Source organism: Pseudomonas guariconensis (genome assembly GCF_015680235.1).
GTDB classification, from domain to species: Bacteria; Pseudomonadota; Gammaproteobacteria; order Pseudomonadales; family Pseudomonadaceae; genus Aquipseudomonas; species Aquipseudomonas guariconensis_A.
This window is the reverse complement of the sequence record NZ_JADLJL010000002.1, coordinates 251,624-274,263: the sequence shown is the minus strand read 5'-3', so window position 1 is coordinate 274,263 and position 22,640 is coordinate 251,624. Positions and strand designations below refer to the sequence as shown.

Genomic DNA, 22,640 nt, shown 5'->3' with positions numbered 1-22,640 from the left:
GAGCCGGAGGTGTAGATGAGATAGGCCAGCTGGTTCGGGTCTGTTTCTACCTGCGGGTTATCGATTTCGCCCTGCGCGATGGCGTCTTCGATCAACAGCACGTGCAAGCCTTCGACCGGCAACTGCCCGACCACGCTCGCCTCGCTCAACAGCAAACCGGCGCCGCTGTCCTTGAGCATGTAGGCCAGGCGCTCGGCCGGGTATTGCGGGTCCAGCGGCAGGTAGGCGCCGCCGGCCTTGAGCACCGCCAGCAAGGCCACCAGCATGCGCGGCGAGCGCTCCAGGGCGATGGCCACCAGCACTTCGGGCCCTATGCCCCGGGCGATGAGTGTCGCGGCCAGACGGTTGGCGCGTTGGTTGAGGGTGGCGTAGTCCAGGCACTGGTCACCGAACAGCACTGCCGGAGCCTTGGGCGTGCGCGCGGCCCACTCCTCGAACAGGGCATGCACCGGGCGCTGCATCGAATGGTCCTGAGCGGGGCCACTGAGCGCATCGCATTGAGGCAAGCGTTCGCAGGCATCAAGCATCGGCAGGTTGCCCAACGCCTCGTCCGGCGCGGCGACAATGCCCTGCAGCAGGTTCAGCCAGTGCCTGGCCAGGCGCTCGATGGTCACCACCTCGAAGCGTTCGGCCATGTAGCTGAAGGTGGCCGACCAACCTTCGGCAGACTCGCAGGTGTCCAGCGAGAGGTCGAACAACGCGGTGCGTGGTGGCAGGTCCAGGCGGCTGATCGCAAGCCCCGGCAGCACGCCGGCGAGGTCGTGGCCACGCTCCGCGCTCTGGTGGTTGAACAGCGTCTGGAACAGCGGGTTGTGGCCCAGATTGCGCTCCGGCTGCAAGGCCTCGACCAGTTGCTCGAACGGCAGGTCCTGGTGGGCCTGGGCCTGCAGGGCGGTTTCGCGTACCTGCTCGAGCAGGGCGGCGAACGACTGGCTGGCATCCAGCCGCGCTCTGAACACTTGGGTATTGACGAAGAAGCCCAGCAGCGCCTGGGTCTGGGCATGGTTGCGGTTGGCCGTGGGCACACCGATGCGGATGTCGTGCTGGCCGCTGTAGCGCTGCAACAGCACCTGGTAGCTGGCCAGCAGCAACATGAACGGGGTCACGCCGCGCTCGCGCGCAAGGCCTGCAAGCGCCTCGCCGAGTGGTCTTGGCAGCTGCAATTGCAGGCGGCCGTTGCGCAGGGTCGGCTGGGCCGGCAGTGGGTGGTCGTAGGGCAGCTGCAGCACCGGCTGCTCGTCGCCCAGCTGCTCGCGCCAGTAGGCCAGCTGGCGCTCGCGTTCGCCCGCCTCCATCCAGGCCCGCTGCCAGGCGGCGTAGTCGGCATACTGCACCGGCAGGTCAGGCAGTGCCGGCACCTGCTGGCCACATGCGGCGCGATAGCCATCGACCCATTCGCGAACCATCAGCTGCATGGACCAGGCATCGGTGACCACGTGGTGCTGCACCAGCAACAGCACATGTTCCTGCTCGGCCACGGCGTACAGGCGCACCCGCAGCAACGGCCCGTTCTCCAGGTCGAACGGCCGAACGACCTCCTCGGCCAGTACAGCCTCCAGGCCCGCCCCGGCCTCCACGCGCTCGACCGCCAGGGCCATCCCTGGCGGGGCTGCGATCACCTGACGCGGCTGCCCATCGACCAGGCGGATACACGTGCGCAACGACTCATGGCGGGCTACCAGGCGCGCGAAGGCCTCACCCAGCGCCACCACATCCAGATGGCCGCGCAAGGTCAAGGCCAGCGGCAGGTTGTAGGCACTGCTGCGCGGCTCCAGCTGCCAGAGGAACCATTGCCGCTCTTGGGCATAGGACAACGCCAGCGGCTGCTCGCGCGGCACCCGGGCGATCTGCAGTTGCCCGCCGCGCGCCAGCGGCGCCAGGGCTGCGGCGAACGCCTGCAACTGCTCGTGCTCGAACAACAGCCGCAACGGTGCGTCGATGCCCAGTTGCTGGCGTACCTGGGACATGACTCGGGTCGCCAGCAGCGAGTGGCCGCCCAAAGCGAAGAACCGGTCCTGCAGGCCGACCTGCGGGCATTCCAGCACCTGCGCCCAGATCGCCGCCAGGTCTCGCTCCAGCGCCGAACGTGGCGCTACATAGAGCCCTTGATCGTGCCCGAGGCTCGGCACCGGCAAGGCCTTGCGATCGACCTTGCCGTTGGGCGTCAACGGCAGTGCCGGCAAGCACAGGACATGCGCCGGCACCATGTAATCCGGCAACGTTTGGCGCAGTGACGCTTGCACCGCCTCGGCCCCGGCCACCTCGCCTTCCAGGTACGCCACCAACTGCATACCGCCCTGCAGCGGCTGGGCGACCACCACGGCGGCGCGCACACCCGGCACCTGCAACAGGCGAGCCTCCAGCTCGCCCAGCTCGATGCGATAGCCGCGCACCTTCACCTGATGGTCCAGGCGGCCAGCGTAATACAGCTCGCCCTCTCGGCCCTGGCGCACCAGGTCGCCGGTACGGTACATCCGCTGGCCATCGCCAGCGAACGGGTCAGGCAGGTAGCGCTCGGCAGTGAGCCCAGGGCGGTTCAGGTAGCCGCGGCTCAAGCCCGCGCCGGCCAGGTACAGCTCACCCGCCAGCCCTACCGGGAGCAACTGGGCCTGGGTGTCGAGCACATAGGCGGCGGTATTGTCCAAGGGCCGGCCGATACAGGCCTGGCCCCCTGGCCTGCGCAAGGCGTGGGTGGAATAGGTGGTGTCCTCGGAGGGGCCGTACAGGTCATGCACCCGCGCCAGGCCCGGGCGCTGGTACAAGCGCTCGACCAACGACTGCTTCAGCGGCTCGCCGGCCAGGTTGACGATGCGCACGCTGGCGGGAATCTGCCCCGCCTGCTCCAGGGCAGCAATGGCCGACGGCACGCTGTTGACCAGGCGCACCCGGTCGCGCGCCGGCAGGTCGGCCAGGGCCAGGGCATTGCGCGCCAGCACGCAGTAGCCACCGCAGGCCAGGGTGACGAAGAACTCCCACACCGAAAGGTCGAAGCAGATCGAGGTACTGGCCAGCACACCTTGCAGGTCTTCCTGGTCATACACGCCGCGGGACCAGCGCACCAGCGCCTGGACGTTGCCATGGCTGATGGCGACCCCCTTGGGCTTGCCTGTCGACCCCGAGGTGTAGATCACATAGGCCAGGCGCTCGGCCGGCACCACCAGGGCCGGGCTGCTGTCAGGCAGGTCGGTCCTGGCCAGCAAGGCGTCGACATCCAGCAGCCGCGCGCCCGCCAGCGGGGCAAGCACCGCCTCGCCCGCCTCGTCGCCCAGCACCCAGGCCGCCTCGCTGTCTTCGAGCATGTGGGCCAGGCGTTCAGCCGGGTAGTCCAGGTCCAGCGGCACATAGGCTGCCCCAGCCTTGAGCACCGCCAGCATCGCCACCAGCATCTGCGGCGTGCGCGCCATGCCGATGGCCAGCCGCTGTTCGGCCGCCACACCACGGCGCAGAAGCGCGTGCGCCAGGCGGTTGGCCTGGGCATCGAGCTGGGCGTAGGACCATTCATCGCACCCATGGATCAACGCCAAAGCGTTGGGCGTACGGGCTGCCTGCTGTTCGAACAGGCCATGCACCGTCGCCGGTTCGTCGGCGAAGGCCACGGGCGCGTTCCACTGGTGGGCCTGCAACGCCAGGGCATCCGGCGCCAGCAGGCTGAGCTCGCCCAACCGACCTTCACTGCTCAGCTCCGGCAACTGGCGCAGCAGTTGTGCCAGGTGCCCTGCCAGGGCCGCCAGGGTATCGGCGCTGAACGCATTGCACGCGTAGCGGTAATGCACATCGAGGGTCTGCCCGGCGACGACGGACACGGTCAGCGGGTAGCTGGTCTGCTCTTGGTTGGCGACCGGCGTCAGGCGCAAGCCCGCTGGCGTGGCGTCGCCCAGGGCCTGGTCGATCGGGTAGTTCTCGAACACCAGCAGGCTGTCGAACAGCGCATCGCCGAAACCGGCCCAGCGCTGGATATCCAGCAGCGGCGTGTGCTCGTGTTCGCGCAGGCGAAGGTTGCCGGCCTGCAATGCCTGTAGCCACTGGCCAAGGCGCAGGTGGCCGGCGGGCTCAACCACCACCGGCAGGGTGTTGATGAACAGCCCGACCTGCGCCTCGATGCCGGGCAGCCCCGCCGGGCGGCCGGCCACGGTGGCGCCGAAGGCCACGCAGGCCTGGCCGGTATAGCGTTGCAGCAACAAAGCCCAGGCCGCCTGGACCAGGGTGTTGAGGGTGACGCGCTGCTCACGAGCGAAGGCCTGCAAGGCGGCCAGGGTGGCGCTGTCCAGCTGCTGACGGTATACGCCCTGCCCCGACGCATCGCCTGCGGGCAATGGATGCACACTGCGCGCCAGGCGGGTCGGCTCGTCCAGCGGCGCCAGCTGCGTGCGCCAGAACGCTTCGCTTGCGGCGGGGTCTTGTCGTTGCAACCAGGCGATGTAGTCCCGGTACTGGCCGACCGGGCGTGGCACCACGGCGCCCTGGTAGCGCTCCAGCACCTCCACCAGCACCCGCGCATTGCTCCAGCCGTCCATCAACAAGTGGTGATGGGTATAGATCAGCTGGTGGCGCCCAGACGCCAGCTGGACCAGTTGCACCTTCAGCAACGGCGCCTGGTCGAGGGAGAACCCTTGTACGCGCGCGTCATCTGCCAGCGCATCCAGGCGTTGCGTGGCATCGGCATACCCTTGCACGTCATGCTCCTGCCAGCCCACCGCCACCTGCCGCCACACGCGTTGCAGCGGCTGTTCGAGGTGCCAGAGGCAGGCGCTGCGCAAACTATCGTGGGCATCCACGGTCTCCTGCCAGGCCGCTCGCAGGCGCTGCGGGTCGACGTCCTCAAGGTCCAGGCGCAACTGGTTGATGTAGGCGCCACTGCCTTGCTGGTAGAGGCTGTGGAACAGCATGCCCTGCTGCATCGGCGACAGTGGGTAGAGGTCCTGCAGGGCACGCGGATCGCCCGGCAAGGCATCCAGCTGCTCCTGGGTCAGGTCGGCCAGGGGGAAATCGGCAGGCGTCACACCGCCGTGGCGCAGGTCACAGCAGTGCTCGACCAGCGCCAGCAGTTCGTCCTCGAACAACTGGGCCAGGCGCTGCACCGTAGGCGCCTTGAACATCCGCGTGCTGTAGCTCCATTGCAGGCTCAGGCAGCCATCGAGGACCTGCCCTTCGACGGTCAACCAATTGCCCAGCGGCGCGGCCTCGTCCTGGGCCTGCCCGGCCGACTCGGCGGCTGGCACGAACGCGGCCTGCGCGTCGAACTGGCTGTCGAAACGCCCCAGGTAGTTGAAGGTGATGCGCGGACGCGGCAACGCATCCAGGGCCTCGCGTACCGACCGCTCGCCGAGGTAGCGCAGGATGCCGAAGCCCACGCCCTTGTCGGGCACGCCGCGCAGTTGCTCCTTGATCGACTTGAGCGAGGCGGCCAGGCCCTCCTCTACCTGCAAGGCAACCGGGAATAGGCTGGTGAACCAGCCAACGGTGCGCCCGGTATCCACCTCGTCGAACAGCTGTTCGCGGCCATGCCCCTCGAGTTCGAGCAAGACCCGTTGCTGGCCGTTCCAGCGTGCCACGGCACGGGCCAGCGCGGTCAGCAGCAGGTCGTTGACCTGGGTGCGATAGGCTGCCGGTGCTTCTTGCAGAAGGCGGCGCGTGAGCTCGGCATCGAAGTTCAGTGCCAGTTTGCTGCTGTCGCGGTTGAGCGGCAGCGCGCAGAGGTGGTCCACCGGCAATTGCTCGCTGGTGCCTGCCAGCTGCGCCTGCCACCAGTTCACCTGGGCCTGCTGCTCGTCGGCATAACGGTGCAGATGCTGCGCCCAGGCCTGGTAGCTGGTGGTCTTGGCCAGCAGCGCCAATGGTTGCCCGGCCTCCAGACGGGCATAGGCCTGTTGCAGGTCTTCGAGCAGAATCCGCCAGGACACACCGTCCACCGCCAGGTGATGGATGACCAGCAGCAAGCGCTGGCTGCCGTCCGGCAGGCGCACCAGCAGTGCGCGCAGCAGCTCGCCCCGGGCCAACGACAGGCTGCGTTGCGCGACCTCGCACTCAGCTTCCAGGGCCTGCACCGAATCGACGTGCCGCTCCCACAGCAACTCTTCGCCTGCCGGTACACGGTAGGCTTGGCGCCACCTATCGCCGTGCCGGTCGAAACCCAGGCGCAAGGCGTCATGTTGCTGGCACAGCCAATCCAGGGCCTGCGCCAGCCAATCGGCGCGCAAGGCCTGGCGAGGCGCAAGCAACAGCGACTGGTTCCAATGATCACGGTTGAATTCAGGCAAGGCGAAGAACAGATGCTGCACAGGCGTCAGCGGCACTTCGCCTTCGGCCAACTGGGTGTCGACGGCCTGTCCGCCGACCACGCCGGCCACCAGGGCCAGGCTGCGCACGCTCTGGTGCTGGAACAGGTCGCGGGGGCTGACGTCGATACCTGCCTGGCGGGCCCGGTTGGCCAGTTGGATCGCCATGATCGAGTCGCCGCCCAACTCGAAGAAGTTGTCGTCACGCCCTACCTGCGGCACCTGCAGCACCTGGGCCCAGACAGCGGCCAGGGCCTGTTCCCGTTCGCCTTGCGGCGCCACGTAGGCTGCCTGGGCGCCCGCCTCGATCTTCGGCAAGGCACGGCGCTCCAGCTTGCCGTTCGGGCTCAGCGGCATGCGTTCGAGGGCCAACCATTGGCTCGGCACCATGTACTCGGGCAAATGCCCGGCCAAGTGATCGGCCAACGCCTGCTGCCAACCCGCTTCTTCGCGCACCAGCACTACATAGCCGAGCAGGCGCTTGCCGTCCTCGGCGATCACCACCGCCTCGCGCACCCACGCATGCTCCAGCAGCCGTGCCTCGATCTCGCCCAGCTCGATGCGCAGGCCGCGCAGCTTGACCTGATGATCCAGGCGCCCGGCGTACTCGATCACGCCATCAGGCCGGTAGCGCGCCAGGTCGCCAGTACGGTACATCCGCTCACCGGCCACGAACGGGTTGGCGACGAAGCGCTCGGCGGTCAGCCCAGGGCGGCGGTGGTAACCGCGGGCCAGGCCGGTGCCGGCCAGGTACAGCTCGCCCAGCACGCCCGCCGGTACCGGCTCCAGGCTCGCATCCAGGACATGGCAGGCCAGGTTGGCGATCGGTCGGCCAATCGGCACGCTGTCGCGGCCTTCGTCCACGCACGTCCAGTGGGTCACGTCGATGGCCGCCTCGGTCGGGCCGTACAGGTTGTACAACCCGGCCCAGGGCAGCCGCGCCAGCACCTGCTGCTGCGCATCCACCGGCAGCGCCTCGCCGCTGCAGACGATGCGGCGCAGGCTGCGGCAACGTTCGACACCAGGGTCTTGCAGGAAGGCCTGCAGCATCGACGGCACGAAGTGCAGCGTGCTCACCGCCTCGGCCTCGATCAGCTCGACCAGGCGCGCCGGGTCGCGGTGGTCGCCCGGGGCTGCCAGCACCAGCCGAGCACCTTCCATCAACGGCCAGAAGAATTCCCACACCGATACGTCGAAACTGAACGGGGTTTTCTGCAATACGGTGTCCGCAGCGGTGAGCCCGTATGCCTCCTGCATCCAGCACAGGCGGTTGACCAGCGCGGCGTGGCGGTTGCCAGCGCCCTTGGGCTTGCCGGTGGAACCGGAGGTGTAGATCACATAGGCCAGCCCTTCGCCGTCCACGGCCACGTCCGGGTTATGGGTCGGTTGCGCGCCCAGCTGAAGCTCATCGAGCAGCAGGCAATCGACACCCTCCACCGGCAGATCGGCCAACAGCCGACGCTGGGTCAGCAGCAGCTTCACACCACTGTCCTCGAGCATGTAGGCCAGGCGCTCGCGCGGGTATTCCGGGTCCAGCGGTACATAGGCGCCACCGGCCTTGAGGATGGCCAACAGGCCCACCACCATGTCCAGCGAACGTTCGGCGGCGATGCCGACCAGCACGTCCGGGCCGACGCCACGGGCGATCAGCAGGTGCGCCAGCTGGTTGGCCCGGGCGTTGAGCTCGGCGTAGTTCAGCTGTCGGCCAGCAAAGGTCAGGGCTGGTGCTTGGGGCTGGGTCGCGGCCTGCTGTTCGAAGCGCTGGTGCACGGTGGACGCCAGGTCATATGCGGCGAAGGTGTCGTTCCATTCGCGCCCTTGCCGCAGCTCGTGCACCTCGAGCATCGGCAGGTTACCGACCGATTGCCCGGCGTCTTCCAGCATCGCCCGCAGCAGGTTGACCCAGTGCCGGCCCATGCGCGCGATGCTACCGGCCTCGAACAGGTCGGTGGCATAGGTCAGCGCCGCGTGCAGCCGGCCGCCTTTTTCATAGGTGTCCAGGATCAGATCGAATTGCGTGGTGCGGCGGGTCGGCTCGATGGCCTGCACGGTCAGTGCGCTGCCCACGCGCATGGCATCGACGTCGGCGACCTGGGGCTGATGGTTATACATGACCTGGAACAATGGGTTGTGACCATCGCCACGCGGCAGGTCGAGGGCTTCGACCAATTGCTCGAACGGCAGCTCCTGATGGGCCTGGGCGCCCAGTGCGGACGCCTTGGTCGCGGCCAGCAATTCGGCGACCGTCTGCCCGGGGTCGACCTGCACGCGCAGCACCTGGGTATTGACGAAGCAACCGATCAGCCCTTCCACCTCGCTGCGATTGCGGTTGGCGATCGGCGTGCCGATGCGCACATCGCCCTGGCCGCTGTAGCGCTGCAGCAACACCGCGAACGCCGCCAGCAGCACCATGAACGGCGTCAACTGGTGCGCCTGGGCCACCTGCTTCAGGCGCTCGGCCAGGGGCTGGTCCAGCGCCAGTTCGTGGCGCTGGCCTCGGTAGCTGGGCACCTGCGGGCGGGCGTGATCCAGGGGCAGTTCCAGGGGCGGGCAGGCCTCGCCCAGGTATGCCTTCCACCAGGCAACCTGGCGCGCCTGCTCACCGGCCTCCAGCCAGCTGCGCTGCCAGAGGGCATAGTCGGCGTACTGGATCGGCAAGGAGGGCAGTTGCGGTGCACTGTCTTCAGCCCGCGCGGCATAGCAGCGGCTGAACTCGTCGATCAGCACGTTCATCGACCAGCCATCGGAGACGATGTGGTGCAGCGTGAGCAACAACACGTGCTCCTGGTCCGCCAGGCGCAGCAGGCTGACCCGCAGCAAGGGGCCCTGGGCCAAGTCGAAGGGGGCGAACACCTGCTCGTGAGCAAGCGCCTGCACCCGCGCCTCGCGCAGCTCTGGTGCCAGGTCGCCGAGGTCGGTGTAGTCGATGGTCAGCGGCTCGTGGGCCTCGGCCAGGCCCACCTGCCCTTCGCCCGCATCGACGAATAGCGTGCGCAGGGTCGCGTGTCGCTCGACCAGGTCGGCGAATGCCTGCTCCAGCGCGCCACGATCCAACGTGCCGCACAGCCGTACCGCGCTCGGCAGGTTATAAGCGGCGCCCTGCGGGTCGAGCCGCCACAGCACCCACATGCGCTTCTGCGCATAGGACAACAGCTGGCGCTCGACCGGCAGCTGGGCCGCGGCGATGGGCAACTGGGCGAAGTCGATGCCCTCGCGCTGCAATGCCTGCAAGAACAGCCGCCGCTTCTCCAGAGGCAGGTCGATGTAGCGGCGGGCAAGTTTCAACGCATCTTGGGCATTCATCAGCAGTCATCCATTCGATTGGGCACGAGCCTTGGAGGGTCGATATCCCAGGGAAACGGATGGCCAGCGGGGAAAATTAAACGCCCGCCGGCACCTGGTTGAAACATTTGTTTGCATTTATTCGGTCGGGTTTTCGATTCTCATTCGTCTTATCTGTTGCAGCCCTTTGGTTGAGCCTCGGCTCGCCCCTCCCCTTTACAACAGAACAGACCGATGGCCCGACAAACGAAAAAATCCAAGTCCAGACTGTGGTTTCTCGTCCACAGCTGGCTCGCCCTGCCGATCTGGTTCTTCGTGCTGATCGTCTGCTTCACTGGCATGCTCGCGGTGGTCAGCCAGGAAATCGTCTGGCTGGCCAACCCCGACGTGCGCGCCGACAAGCCCCATGACGATGCCCAGCGCCTCAGTTACCAGCAGGTGCTCGATGCCCTGCACCAGGCCGAACCAGACATGGCCGTGCGCTTTCTCAGCCAGCCCGATGGCTCGCATTTCGCCTTGAAGGCCGCCGTGACCTACCCCGACGGCACCGCGCCGACGCTCTACGTCAATCCCTACACCGGCGTCATCCAAGGCAAGATGCCCGACTTCAACTTCGAAGCCTTCACCCGTGCCCTGCACGGCTGGTGGCTGGTGCCCTTCACCAATGGCTACAGCTGGGGCTGGTACCTGGTTTCCTTGCTCGGCCTGCCGATGCTGGCCTCGCTGATCACGGGCCTGGTGGTGTACAAGAAGTTCTGGAAAGGGTTCTTCAAGCTGCCGCGCCGCAGCCATGGCTCGCGTATCTTCTGGGGCGACCTGCACCGCCTGGCCGGGCTCTGGTCGATCTGGTTCATCGCCGTCATCTCCATCACCGGCACTTGGTTCTTGATCCAGGCGATCCTGGGTGACAACCACATCACCATTTCCAGCGAACCGGTAGTGCCGGTGATCGCTCGCGAGGAGGTGCCACGCACCGTCGACGGCAGCCCGGCGCCACGCATCGACCTCGACGAAGCCGCGCGCATCGCCCAGCAGGCCATTCCGGGCCTGGAGATCAGCTTCATCACCTTGCCGGGCACCGCCTACAGCCATATCAGCCTGGGTGGGCGCGGCTGGTACCCGCTGATGTTCCAGACCGCCGAGGTCAACCCCTACACCCGCAACGTCGACAGCCAGTTCCTGCTCGGCGACCGCTCGGCCCTGGAGTTCGTCACCGAATCCATGCGCCCACTGCACACCGGCGACTTCGGCGGGCTGGCGATCAAGCTGGTCTGGGCCTTCTTCGGCCTGATCCTGACCCTGATGGTGTTCAGCGGCCTGCTGATCTGGACCAAGCGCACCGCCCAGGCCACGGCTGCGGCCCTCAAGCGCAGCGAGCGTGAAGCCAGGCCGCGCAGCCAGGCTGCCGTGGAGGCCCGCCCATGAATCAGGCACATACCCTGCCGGCCAGCGCGCTGAAGCAGTTCTGGTTGAAGTGGCGTTTCCACCTGAACATCCTGCTGGTCCTCATCCCCCTGGGCTTCATGCCCAAATACTTTGCCGACGCCAAGCTGTTTCGCGGCGATGCCGGGTTGGGCGCGAACCTGATCCGCGATATCCAAGTGGGCCCCTACCGCCTGGACCTGGCCGAATTGCGCGATGAAGCCCCGCGCGCCAATGGCCCGGCCGGCTACTTCAAGCAGTTCAATGCCGCGCTGTGCACGCAGTGCGTCGAGGGCGCCAAGGCTGTCTACCTGCGCGTCGGCAAGCCCCGCAGCCTGCGCGCCGCGGGCACGCTGTTCTTCGGCCCGGCGTATCGCATGGGCACCTCGCTGCCGGTGCCTGCGCGTACCCGTCCTGACGCTGCGCTGTGGATCACCATCGAAGGCTGGGACGGCCAGCTGCACCAGGCCTCGGTCCCACTGGCCAAGGCATCGCCGGCCACCGTGGCCTGGCTCGAGCAACAAGGAGGCAAGAAATGAAACCACTGCTGCGCAGGCTCGCCCTGCCCCTCTTGGCCCTGGCCGCGACCCCGGCGCTGGCCCACAACCCGATGTGCGAATGCACCGAGTCCGGCGAGCAGATCACCTGCAAGGGTGGCTTCTCCGACGGCAGCGGTGCGCCTGGGGTGACGCTGGATGTGATCGGCTACGACGAGCAGGTGCTGGTCGGTGGCAAGCTGGGCGATGACTCGACCTTGACCTTCAAGCGCCCCGACGGCGAATTCTACGTGCTGTTCGACGCCGGCCCCGGGCATGTGGTGGAAGTCGACCACGCCGACATCGCCGCGCCATGAGCCGCGCCCAGGTGGTGCGCCCCGCCGGCGCCGGGCACGAAACCCTCTACGTGCTGCTCAGTGCCTTGTTGATCGTCGCCCTCGCCGCCACGGTGGTGCTGTTGCGCGGCGAGCGCCAGGACGAGGTGGCCATCGCCAGCCACCAGATCGATGCCCGCCGCGACCTCAGCGCAGCCGAGCAAGGCATCTACACCGACCTCTGGGTGGCGGTCGAAGAAGTCCAGCTGTTGCGCGAAGACAGCGGCTACCTGCCAGGCGTCGAGGCCTTGGCCGAGGAAGGCCTGCCGCCTTTCACCCGTGACGCCAGCAGCCAGCGCCGCGGGCAGCATCATTGGCAAGGGTTGCCAGGCGATGCGTACCTTGGCCAGAGCCAGGATGCCGCAGTCGCCGGCAGCTTCCTGCTGATCCTGCCCCCAGGCCAGGGGCAACCGGCCGATGTCTGGCTACGTCGCGACCGCAGCGCCGTGGTACCCGACGACCTCGCCCCCGCTGCGCTGATCGCCGCGGGCTGGCAGCAAGTGGTCAGCCATTACGACGCCGGGGTCACCCGCCAACACCGCCACTGAATCCAAGGACTTCTCCATGCTCCGCTCCGCCCTCGCCCTGCTACTGGCCTGCGCCCTGCCCGTCCTGGCCCTGGCCGATAACGGCAAGCCCCTGCGCATCGGCATCACCCTGCACCCCTATTACAGCTACGTGAGCAACATCGTTGGCGACAAGGCCGAGGTGGTGCCGCTGATTCCGGCCGGTTTCAACCCCCACGCCTATGAACCACGTGCAGAGGACATCAAGCGCATCGGCACCCTGGATGTGATCGTGCTCAACGGCGTAGGCCACGACGACTTCGCCGACCGCATGATCGCCGCCAGCGAAAAGCCTGGCATCACCACCATCGAGGCCAACGCCAACGTGCCGCTGCTGGCAGCCACCGGCATCGCGGCCCGGGGCGCCGGCAAGGTGGTCAACCCGCACACCTTCCTGTCGATCAGCGCCACCATCGCCCAGGTCAACAACATCGCCCGCGAACTGGGCAAGCTCGACCCAGACAACGCAGCGTTCTACCGCAGCAATGCCCGGGCTTACGCCAAACGCCTGCGCACCCTGCGCGCAGAGGCGCTGGCCAAGGTCACCCAGGCACCACAGGCGTCCTTGCGCGTGGCCACCATCCACGCCGCCTACGACTACCTGGTGCGCGACTTCGGCCTGGAGGTGACCGCGGTGGTCGAGCCGGCCCATGGCATCGAGCCGAGCCCGGCCCAGTTGAAGAAGACCATCGACCAGCTCAAGGCCCTGGACGTGCAGGTGATCTTCTCGGAGATGGACTTCCCGTCCGCCTACGTCGAGACCATTCAGCGCGAGTCGGGCGTGCGCATCTACCCGCTGACCCATATCTCCTACGGCGAATACACCCAGGACAAGTACGAAGTGGAGATGAAGCGCAACCTCGATACCGTCGTGCGCGCCATCCAGGAGACTCGCGCGTGACCGCCGCCAACCTCAATGCCGCCTGTGGGCCACGCATCGACTTCGACGGCATCGACCTGACCCTGGGGCGCACGCGCATCCTCGAACAGGTACGGTTCAGCGTGGCCCCCGGCAGCGTGCACGCCATCGTCGGCCCCAACGGCGGCGGCAAGAGTTCGCTGGTCAAGACCCTGCTCGGGCAGATGCCCCACCAGGGCCGGCTCACCCTGCACTGGCCAGGTCCAGGCGAAGTGATCGGCTACGTGCCCCAGGCCCTGGAGTTCGACCGTGGCCTGCCGATGACCGTGGACGACTTCATGGCTGCCCTCTGCCAGCAGCGCCCGGCCTTCCTGGGCCTTGCCCGCAACGCCCGGCCCGCCATCGACGCGGCCCTGGCACGGGTGGGCATGCTCGACAAGCGCAAGCGGCGGATGGGTGCGCTGTCGGGCGGTGAACGCCAGCGTGTGCTGTTGGCCCAGGGCCTGGTCCCCGAACCGCAGCTGCTGGTGCTCGACGAACCCATGTCGGCCCTGGACGAAGCGGGCATCCAGGTGTTCGAGCAGCTGCTGCAGGCCTGGCGCCAGGCCGGCACCACGGTGCTGTGGATCGAGCACGACCTGGAGGCAGTGCTACGCCTGGCCGACCGGGTCACCGGCCTGAGCCGTCAAGTGCTGTTCGACGCCCCACCGGCCCAGGCCCTGACCCCGGAGCGCCTGCTGGGCCTGTTCTCCGTCCACCCTCGCAGCGAGAGCCTTGCCTGATGAACTATGAAGCCTTCCGCCAACTGGTCCAGGGCTGGGCCACGGCGGGCTATCTGCCGGAGGCGCTGGCCTACGGTTTCGTGATCAACGCCCTGCTCGCGGGCCTGATGATCGGCCCCGTGCTGGGTGGCTTGGGCACCCTGGTGGTGGTCAAGCGCTTTGCCTTCTTCTCCGAGGCGGTCGGCCACGCCGCGCTGACCGGCGTTGCCATCGGCATCCTGCTCGGCGAGCCCTACACCGGGCCCTACGGCAGCCTGTTCGGCTATTGCCTGCTGTTCGGCATGCTGCTCAACTTCCTGCGCAACCGCACCGGGTTGTCGCCGGACACCTTGATCGGCGTGTTCCTCTCGGTGTCCCTGGCGCTGGGCGCGAGCCTGCTGCTGATGCTGGCCGGCAAGATCAACGTGCATATCCTCGAGAACGTGCTGTTCGGCTCGGTACTGACGGTCAGCGGCCAGGACCTGGTGGTGCTGGGCATCGTCGCGATGCTGGTCCTGGCCCTGGCCTTGCCGCTGTACAACCGCATCATGCTGGCCAGCTTCAACCCGCAGCTGGCTGCGGTGCGCGGGGTGGCGGTGAAGACCCTGGACTACCTGTTCGTGGTGCTGGTGACTTTGGTCACCGTGGCATCGGTGAAGGTGATCGGGGCGATCCTGGTCGGTGCCCTGTTGGTGATCCCGGCCGCCGCTGCGCGCCTGGTCAGCCAGTCGCTCAAGGGCTTTTTCTTCATTTCGCTGGCCATCGCCACCCTCAGCACCCTGCTGGGCATCCTGCTGCCCATCGTCTTCGACCTGCCTGTGCCTTCGGGCGCGGCGATCATCCTGGTCGCGGGCGCCTGCTTCGCCCTCGCGGCCCTGGCCCGCGCCCTCGTCCCCCGCCTGCAAGGAAACCCGGCATGACCCTGAACCTCAAGCACCTGACCCTGGCCCTCGCCCTGGGCGGCGTACCCGCCTTGGCCCTTGCCGATAGCGAAGTGCTGACCACCTTGCCGGTGACCCACAGCCTGGCTGCGACCCTGGTCGAAGGCACCTCGGTACAGCTCAAGCGCGCTGCACCAGCCAACCTGCCCGCCACGCGCCAACCTGCTTATTTCAGCGGTCGCGGTGGAGCCAGCCTGCACAAGGCGGCGCAGCAGGCCGATGCGGTCATCGGCCTACGCTCGATCTGGCGCGACGACCCGCTGTATCCCATGGCTCGGCGCAGCAATATCCGCATCGTCGAGATCGATGCCGCGCGCCCGGTGGACGGTGCCCTGCCGGGCATCGCGGTCAAGGGAGACGAAGCCTTTGCCCACTATCCCTGGCTCAACCCGACCAACCTCGGGCGCATGGCTGATGTGGTGGCCAACGACCTGGAACGCCTGTCGCCCGGCGACAAGGACAAGATCCAGGCCAACCTCGCCGGCCTCAAGCGCCAATTGCTGGCCCTGGCCTCCGAGTCGCAAACACGTCTGGCCGAGGTCGACAACCTCAGTGTGGTCAGCCTGTCCGAACGTTTGGGGTACCTGGCCAGCGGGCTGAATCTGGACGTGGTGGACCAGCTGTTGCCCGCCGATGGGCAATGGGATGCCGCCACGCTGCAGACGCTAACCGACAATCTGAAAGCCCAGGACGTGGCGCTGGTGCTGCATCACCGCCAGCCGGAGCCGGCCCTGGCGGCGGCAATCGAGGCCGGTGGCGCCCGGCTGCTGGTGATCGACAGCGAACCGGAGGATACCGTCGGTGGTTTGAAGGTGAGTGTCGAGCAGGTGGTGGGGGCGCTGGGTCAGGGCTGAGCCTGCACGTGCCGCTTGAATGCCAAATCAAGGCTTTTCGTTAAAAGCGACCAGACCGCGCGCCGCGCGGGCGGCGCGCGATCTACGCATCACCTCAAACCCCAAGACAGGCGCCTGCCACCCTACTCATCTTCCGACAGCGCACACCTTTCCCTATATTCGTGAAGAACCATTTTTCTTACCTGTACCGTCAACGAGCAGGACAAAAGTTTCGCGCTTGGTTACAAAAAGAAAGACGTTTTCATGCCACTCGTGCTCGACAGAAAAAGCAGTTTACTTCCTTATACCGAGGGAGTTGGTCAAGAATTTTGCTGAGGCGGACGCGCTTGGAGGGGTGCACGGTCAAAACGTCCATTAGGGGAAGACCATTGCTTGCATTAACACCACCCCTTATACCCCTATTGAACAACGCACTATGAAATAGAAGCCCAGAATCCTTTTCATTGAACGTCCCTATATGCTGTAGCTCATAGTCTCTTGTATGCCCTTCTTTTATGACCTCTACAACGGGAAGCTCAATCCGGCGCGTTTGGAACTTGAAAACATCAGCTGAAGACACTTGCAGCACCCTATTCAACTTCGTGTAGAAGTTCAATTCTTGCGACACATCATATATTTTATGGACCGGCGATTGCAGCCTGCCATGCGCTTGGATCAACAATGACTTTTCCGCAGGCGGGCAATCATTGAATCTTGTTATCGAGAAATCACCATAATCCTTCGTGTCACTCGGTATGCTTTTTAGAAACGGAGGCTTCCGGGAAAAATATCCGCCCCCCGTGAACCCCTTAACTGCTTCGCTGCTTTCCCTACTGAAGCGACGAGTGGCGAGGTATGCAATTCCGGCAAGCGCAGCCGCCACCATGAACGCTTTACGATTCAGTTCAATCGAAAACTTACCTTGATCGTCTCCGAAACGCATAGGGTTATTCCGGACCATATAAAAGAGGTTCAGTCCATCTACGGTACCTGCAGGGTCTGCAGCCAACCATCGGCCTATCCAGGGTTGGTAATAGCGGTAGCCGTAGTAGTACAGCCCTGTGGCATCGCGCTCTTTGCCTGAATAACGAACGGTCTTGTAGCGGGCCTCGACTTCGTTGCGTGCAGCCCATACCGCCGTGCCGCCAAAGGGGTAATACTCTTCCTGGCTGATCAGGTTGCCGACGCTATCGACTTCCAGTGCGCTGCTGCCTAGCAGGTTGTCGTAGCTGTAGCGCACCTGGTCGTTCGGAATATCGGCAGGCTTTCCGGCTTCCCAGTGCAGGACCCGCACCTGGGCTCGGCCGGCCTCACCCACCGTCGCCACCTGCAAATCCTGTATGAGCGTGTCGCCGTTGGCGTGAATACGCAGCTCCAGCCCCGGCAGATAGATCACCCGCTGGGCCTGAGTGCTGCCGGCCGTTTGCTGGCTACTGGCTTTGAGCACCCGTTGGCTACTGCTGTCATACCGGTAGCTTTCGCGGTCATCCGGACTGCCTTCACGCTTCACCGATACGACCTGCTCAAGCTCGGCACGCGGCGTCCAGGCCAATGATTGCCCCGGCAACAGCACGGCCTGCTGGCCGCCTGGGGTGAACAGGGCTTCGACGGCTGATGGCTCTTTGGCGAGGGTACTGAGCACCGCCCGGTTACTACGCTCGCTGACGGTGATATCAGTGGTGTAGCCGTTGTTCGTGGCAGGGGCGCTGTGGCGGATCTGGATCAGGTTGCCCGCCGTGTCGTAGCGGTACGTGCGGGTGTATGGGGTGTAGGTGGCACTGTCGAAGGGCGTGACGTGCGGCAGGTGACGGCCTTGTTGGCCGGCGTTGGCCATTTCACGGCCGGTGGCGCTGATGAGTTGGTAGAGGCTGTCGTAGGTGTAGGTGTTTTCCGGTACCACCTTCTGGTTGCGCCAGAACCGGGTGGCTTCGGCATCGTTGCGGATCTTGAGCACATTGCCGACCGGGTCGTAGGCGTAGCGCAGGTCCTGCAGCACCTTGGCGCCGCTGGCATGGCCCGTCGGGCGTTCGGTCTTGATACTGGCCAGGCGCTGGGTCATGGGTTCGTAGGTGTAGGTGGTCACCACGCCGTTGCCATGTTCCTCGCGCAGCTTCTGCCCGGTCGCCGCGTAGCTCACGGCCTTGACGATCGTTTGTTCGGCCTTGCCCTTGATCGTCAGCCAGCTGCCGCTGAGCTGGCCGGCCACGTCGAAAGCCACGCGTTGCAGGTGGCCTGCGGCATCGAGGGTCGTCACCTGCGTGCCTGTCGCGTCCGCCGTGCTCTGGGTCGTATAGGTCTCAAGGGCCAGTCGGGTGTCCCAATCAGAGGCACCTTCGCCCTGCCAGTCGGCGGCGATATCAGGATTGTCGGCATGCTTGAGCAACTGCCGGGTCACCGCGCTCGGCACACCGGTCAAGGTGATGCTGGTCGTTTTCACCAGCCCAGCCGGGTCGTAATGACTGACCGCTTGCCCGACCAGGTTATGGGCTTGCGCTTGTGCTGTGGTGTCGGCCCAGACGAACCGCTCGGTCACTCGCGCCTCGCTGTCGCCCACCTGCTCCGTCACGCTCAGCGGTCGGCCAGCCAGCGCCGGGGCCTCGTACTGCCAGGTACGGGTGACCGCCTGGCGCAGGTCGTCGTGGCCGTCTTCGTCGGTAGCAACCTGGGACACCGCCATGAACGGGCGGCCGGCGGCATCGTTGAGAATTATCGAGGTGCCAGCGTCGATGCTGCGGGTGTGCAAGGCCGTACCGGCAAGGTCCGACCGGTAGATGAAGTTTGCCCTGTCAGTCGCGGCCAAACGGAGGTCGGCACTGCGTGCCAGGACGCCTCGGGCGTCGTGTTGGTGATGGGTGATGCGCTCATCCGTCACTTGCAGCTCATCTGGCCTACGGCAATAAGCGATAGTGCGTACAGCCAGGCCGCGGTTATCGACAACCGTGACGGTGGGTGTGTTTCGATGCAAAACCTGTGGAAGGTCAGGCATTGGCAATCTCCTCGGCAAATACCCCATAGGGCTTTCAGTGGGCAGCGCCCACGACATCAGGACGCCATTGCCGGCAGTCCTGTGCTGTATGCGAGGATCCTAATCAAGGTCGAATGATAAAAAGACTGGCAAGGCTGCGGGTTGTCTATCGGCAGGACAGATTTGGCGAGTAGCGTTTTTCCCCGACGCTTCGAGATACTTCGCACGATGTAAGGGCCATATCCAAGCGGCCTCGGGTCACATGCCCGCTGGCCGGTGGCTTGCCGCATACAGCCCTCGGCCTGTAACGTGCGCCCCATCGCCGCCTCCGGAGCCGCTCGTGTGTCCCTCAAAGCCCTGCGTACCCTGGTGACCATCGCCCGCCATGGCACCTTCGCCCGCGCCGCCGACCTGCTCAGCCTCACACCCTCGGCGGTGAGCCTGCACATCAAGACCCTGGAAGACGAATTGCACGTCACGCTGTTCGACCGCAGCCGTCGCCAGGTGGTATTGACCGAGGCGGGGCAACTGGCCGTGGCACGCGCCGAGACCATCCTCGCCGCCTATGACGAGCTGGCCGACACCTTGGCCTGCGGGCCCAGCTTGCGCGGGCGGCTGCGCATCGGTGCGATCCATACCGTATTGGCTCGGCGCCTGCCCAAGGCGCTGGTATGGATCAAAACCCATCATCCGGAGCTGCATGTCAGCGTGTTTTCCGGCATGTCGGCGGAACTGGCGCGCCGGGTCGAGGATGGCGAACTCGATGCGGCGATCACCACCGAGCCGGTGCCGCCCTACCCTCAGAGCCTGCACTACACACCGTTGTTCGAGGACCGCTTCTGGGCCATCGCCAGCCCCGAGCTTGCTGGCCAAAGCCTGGCGCAACTGCTGGCCAGCCAGCCGTTCCTACGCTTCGACAAGCGTGCCTGGGCGGGGCGGCAGATCGAGCAGGAGCTGCGCCAGCAGCGCTTGCAGGTCAGCGAGCAAATGGAGCTGGACAGCCAGGAAGCCTTGGCGCGCATGGCGGCCATGGGGTTGGGGGTGGCGATCATTCCCATGGCCGATGACGATCTCGAACGTTTGCCGCCGGCCATGCGCCTGCCGTTTGGCGAACCGCAGCTGGTACGCAGGGTGGTGCTGCTGGAGCATGAGAAGAGCCAGCGGCGGCATTTGAGTGCGGTCTTGAGAATGGCGTTGGAGGCGTGAGGGGCCGCTACGCGGCCCATCGCGGGGCAAGCCCGCCCTCATAGAACAACGCATAACTATTTGATTTTGCAGGTCCTTTGTGGGAGCGGGCTTGTCCCGCGATTAGGCCGGACCCGATATCACTGTCGCCTGGCAAGGGCTTCGCCCTTGATCGCGGACAAGCCCGCTCCCACAGGGGGAGGCGGCGCGGTAACTGCTTAACTATTTGATTCTGCAAGCCCGCTCCCACACAGCTCGCAAAATCAAAGGTTATACCGGTTTGCCGGCGATTGGGCTGTGCAGCGGCCTGCAAATGTATCTGGACATGCACGAGCCTTGAAACGCTTCCCCTGGGCCGGTACCCTTTGCGCGCTGCTGTAAATCCAGCAGCCGGGTTTGGTCACCTGCGATTAATCAAGGCGCACAAGCGCCCACAATGCGATTCGGTTGGCGCTTTTTGGTGCCTGGCTGTCTCGTGTTATGGCGGCTGTGCGTGGGGCGCATTCGTGCGCGCCGGTTTCCTTGATTCCCGGTTGACCAACCCGCGTACAGTCGCCACCCATTCGTTTGGTCACGTTGAGTGGCGGCTCCATTGAATCAAGGAGCGACACAATGACGAAAGCCATCCCCGACCCACCACGCCGCAGCGCGACGGCACCCGCCCTGTTCGGTAGCTGCGAGCACAGCCATCCGCCGTTGTTCACCGTTTCCGGCGGTGTCGAACTCGAAGACGCCCTCGTTCATCTCTCCACCCTGCTCAAGGGTGCGGCCGCCAGCAATCTGAAAGCCTTGCAACTGGCCAACGGAACGTGCCATGACCTGTTGCTGGGTAACGACCATGCACTGGATGCCAGCAAGGCGCTGGTAGAGGCGCTGCTCGATGGGCTGGAATTGCAACAGGTGAAAGGGCCTCAGGTGCGGACAGCCTGATAGAAGCGTTACGGCCATCGCGGGACGGCGCTCCAGCCTGCCCCGCGATGGCGCCACACCGAACATGCATTTTTTCTCAACAGTAACTGCAGAAAACAACGTTTTTTTCTGCTGACTAGCGCAGCTAGGCTATGCCGGTACCCGACGACGGACCGCCCCGATGCTGCACCTGCTGCTCACCACCCTGCTCCCCATCATCCTGCTGATCGCCCTGGGCACCCTGCTGCGGGTACGTGGCTTCCTTGCCGAAACCTTCTGGCCCGGTGCCGAACGCCTGAGCTATTACGTCCTGCTGCCCTCGCTGTTCCTCCACGGCCTGGCCACCGCCAACCTCGATGGCGTGCCGATCTGGGGCATGGTCGGTGTGTTGATGCTCTCGACCTTGCTCGGCGGCTTGTTGCTGGTGCTCTACCAAGGCGCGGCGAACCATGATGGCGCCGACTTCACCTCGGTGTTCCAGGGCGGCGTGCGATTCAACAACTACATCGGGGCCACGCTGGCTGCCGGTATCTACGGCAGCGCGGGCATCGCCTTGGCGGCGGTGGCCAATGCCGCGATCGTGCCGTTGGTCAACTTGCTCTGCGTGCTGGTATTCGCCCGCTTCAGTGCCCGCCACAGCTCGCCGCTCACGGTGTTGCGAGCGATCTTTGCCAACCCGTTGATCGTCGGCTGCGCCGGCGGCCTATTGCTGCGCGTGACCGGCCTGGGCCTGCCAGCGGGCCTGGCGCCTACCGTGAAGGCACTGGGCCAAGCTGCCCTGCCCTTGGGGCTCTTGTGTGTAGGCGCCGCACTGGGCGGGGCGCGGCCGGGCCACCAGGTACGGCCATTGGTAGCGGCTTGCGTGTTCAAGTTCCTGGTCATGCCGCTGGCGACCTGGGGCTTGTGCCGCCTGTTCGGCCTGGGGGGCCAGGCCGCGGTGGTAGCCGTGCTGTTCCAGGCCCTACCGACCGCCTCGTCGTCCTATGTGATGGCCCGGCAGATGGGTGGCAACGCCCCGCTGATGGCCACCATCATCGCCTTGCAGACGGTCGGGGCGGCCATCACCCTGCCGCTGGTACTGAGCCTGACGCTGGGTTGAACCCGCTGCGCTAGACTGTGAGCCAGCTCACACTCCGGTAACTCGACCATGCGCCCATTGCCGCTGGTGTTCGGCCTGACCCTGGCCCTGCTCGCAGGCTCGTTGCACGCGGCTGGCCCGACCAAGGCCGTCGTGGCCGAAGACAAAGCCCAGGTGTTGGAAGAAAAGGTGGTCGAAGAAGCGCCACCCCCCAAGAAGAAAGAAACCCTGACGCCCAGCGAGGTGAAAGCGGTGGACCCTGCTGGCCAGTCCCCGCTGGACGACAGCATCACCTGCCTTGCCCGCACGATCTACTGGGAAGCCAAGGGTGGCGACCGCGAGGACATGAGCGCGGTCGCCAACGTGGTGCTCAACCGCCTCGGCCGCGATGGTTTTCCGGACACGATCTGTGGGGTGGTCAAGCAGGGGGTCGAAAGCAAGGCTTGCCAGTTTTCCTGGTGGTGCGATGGCCGACCGGACCAGGTCGAGGAAGCACAGCGTTACGCCATGGCCAAGGAAATCGCCCGCAAGGCCCTCAATCAACAGCTCGAGGACCCTACGGGTGGCGCGTTGTATTTCCATGACCGCAGGGTGCGGCCGGCGTGGGCCAAGGCCTATCGAAAAACGGCCGAGACGCGGCATTTCCTCTTCTATAGGCCTAACCAGGCGCTGGCGCGTTGAGGTCAACTTCGC

General features: G+C 65.7%; 14 protein-coding genes. 12 read left to right on the top strand and 2 right to left on the bottom strand.

The genetic code is table 11. The features are described from left to right. Positions 1-9,578: non-ribosomal peptide synthetase (locus IRZ56_RS03295; RefSeq protein WP_196143601.1), on the bottom strand; the 9,578-nt coding region annotated here is incomplete at its 3' end. Positions 9,579-9,791: 213 nt separating this feature from the next. On the opposite strand from IRZ56_RS03295, the gene IRZ56_RS03290 reads away from it, so the two are divergent. Genes IRZ56_RS03290 through IRZ56_RS03255 form a run of 8 tightly spaced genes read left to right on the top strand, consistent with a single transcriptional unit; the run spans position 9,792 to position 15,831 of the window. Next, a complete protein-coding gene (locus IRZ56_RS03290; RefSeq protein WP_196143600.1) occupies positions 9,792-10,982 on the top strand; it encodes a PepSY-associated TM helix domain-containing protein in 1,191 nt (396 codons plus the stop codon). Continuing rightward, positions 10,979-11,518, top strand: a complete 540-nt coding sequence (locus IRZ56_RS03285; RefSeq protein ID WP_196143599.1) for a thiamine pyrophosphate-binding protein — start codon at positions 10,979-10,981, stop codon at positions 11,516-11,518. Before IRZ56_RS03290 ends, IRZ56_RS03285 begins: the two co-directional genes overlap by 4 nt. Then, positions 11,515-11,832, top strand: coding sequence for a hypothetical protein (locus IRZ56_RS03280; RefSeq protein ID WP_196143598.1), 318 nt, complete (start codon positions 11,515-11,517; stop codon positions 11,830-11,832). Before IRZ56_RS03285 ends, IRZ56_RS03280 begins: the two co-directional genes overlap by 4 nt. Then, complete coding sequence (locus IRZ56_RS03275) at positions 11,829-12,398, top strand: DUF6162 family protein (protein ID WP_196143597.1); 570 nt, start codon at positions 11,829-11,831, stop codon at positions 12,396-12,398. Before IRZ56_RS03280 ends, IRZ56_RS03275 begins: the two co-directional genes overlap by 4 nt. 16 nt (positions 12,399-12,414) lie before the next feature. Beyond that, positions 12,415-13,317 (top strand): metal ABC transporter substrate-binding protein, encoded by a 903-nt coding sequence (locus IRZ56_RS03270; protein ID WP_196143596.1) that lies wholly within the window; start codon positions 12,415-12,417, stop codon positions 13,315-13,317. Next, complete coding sequence (locus IRZ56_RS03265; protein WP_196143595.1) at positions 13,314-14,057, top strand: metal ABC transporter ATP-binding protein; 744 nt, start codon at positions 13,314-13,316, stop codon at positions 14,055-14,057. Before IRZ56_RS03270 ends, IRZ56_RS03265 begins: the two co-directional genes overlap by 4 nt. Continuing rightward, positions 14,057-14,956, top strand: a complete 900-nt coding sequence (locus IRZ56_RS03260; protein WP_196143594.1) for a metal ABC transporter permease — start codon at positions 14,057-14,059, stop codon at positions 14,954-14,956. The genes IRZ56_RS03265 and IRZ56_RS03260 overlap by 1 nt, the downstream gene beginning before the upstream one ends. Positions 14,957-14,958: 2 nt before the next feature. After that, positions 14,959-15,831, top strand: a complete 873-nt coding sequence (locus tag IRZ56_RS03255; RefSeq protein ID WP_196143614.1) for a metal ABC transporter substrate-binding protein — start codon at positions 14,959-14,961, stop codon at positions 15,829-15,831. Between the two features lie 241 nt (positions 15,832-16,072). Here IRZ56_RS03255 and IRZ56_RS03250 read toward each other — a convergent pair whose 3' ends face one another. Further along, entirely contained in the window at positions 16,073-18,796 is a 2,724-nt protein-coding gene (locus IRZ56_RS03250) for an RHS repeat protein (RefSeq protein WP_196143593.1), read from the bottom strand. Between the two features lie 321 nt (positions 18,797-19,117). On the opposite strand from IRZ56_RS03250, the gene IRZ56_RS03245 reads away from it, so the two are divergent. The 4 genes from IRZ56_RS03245 to IRZ56_RS03230 all read left to right on the top strand — a co-directional run bounded on the left by IRZ56_RS03245 (position 19,118) and on the right by IRZ56_RS03230 (position 22,628). Next, positions 19,118-19,981: a LysR family transcriptional regulator gene (locus tag IRZ56_RS03245; RefSeq protein WP_196143592.1), complete on the top strand. Its 864-nt coding sequence runs from the start codon at positions 19,118-19,120 to the stop codon at positions 19,979-19,981. Positions 19,982-20,572: 591 nt separating this feature from the next. Beyond that, positions 20,573-20,890, top strand: a complete 318-nt coding sequence (locus IRZ56_RS03240) for a DUF3077 domain-containing protein (protein ID WP_230386027.1) — start codon at positions 20,573-20,575, stop codon at positions 20,888-20,890. A 160-nt stretch (positions 20,891-21,050) separates the two neighbouring features. Further along, positions 21,051-21,968: an AEC family transporter gene (locus tag IRZ56_RS03235; RefSeq protein ID WP_196143591.1), complete on the top strand. Its 918-nt coding sequence runs from the start codon at positions 21,051-21,053 to the stop codon at positions 21,966-21,968. Between the two features lie 48 nt (positions 21,969-22,016). Further along, positions 22,017-22,628, top strand: a complete 612-nt coding sequence (locus tag IRZ56_RS03230; protein ID WP_196143590.1) for a cell wall hydrolase — start codon at positions 22,017-22,019, stop codon at positions 22,626-22,628. Positions 22,629-22,640: the final 12 nt, after the last annotated feature.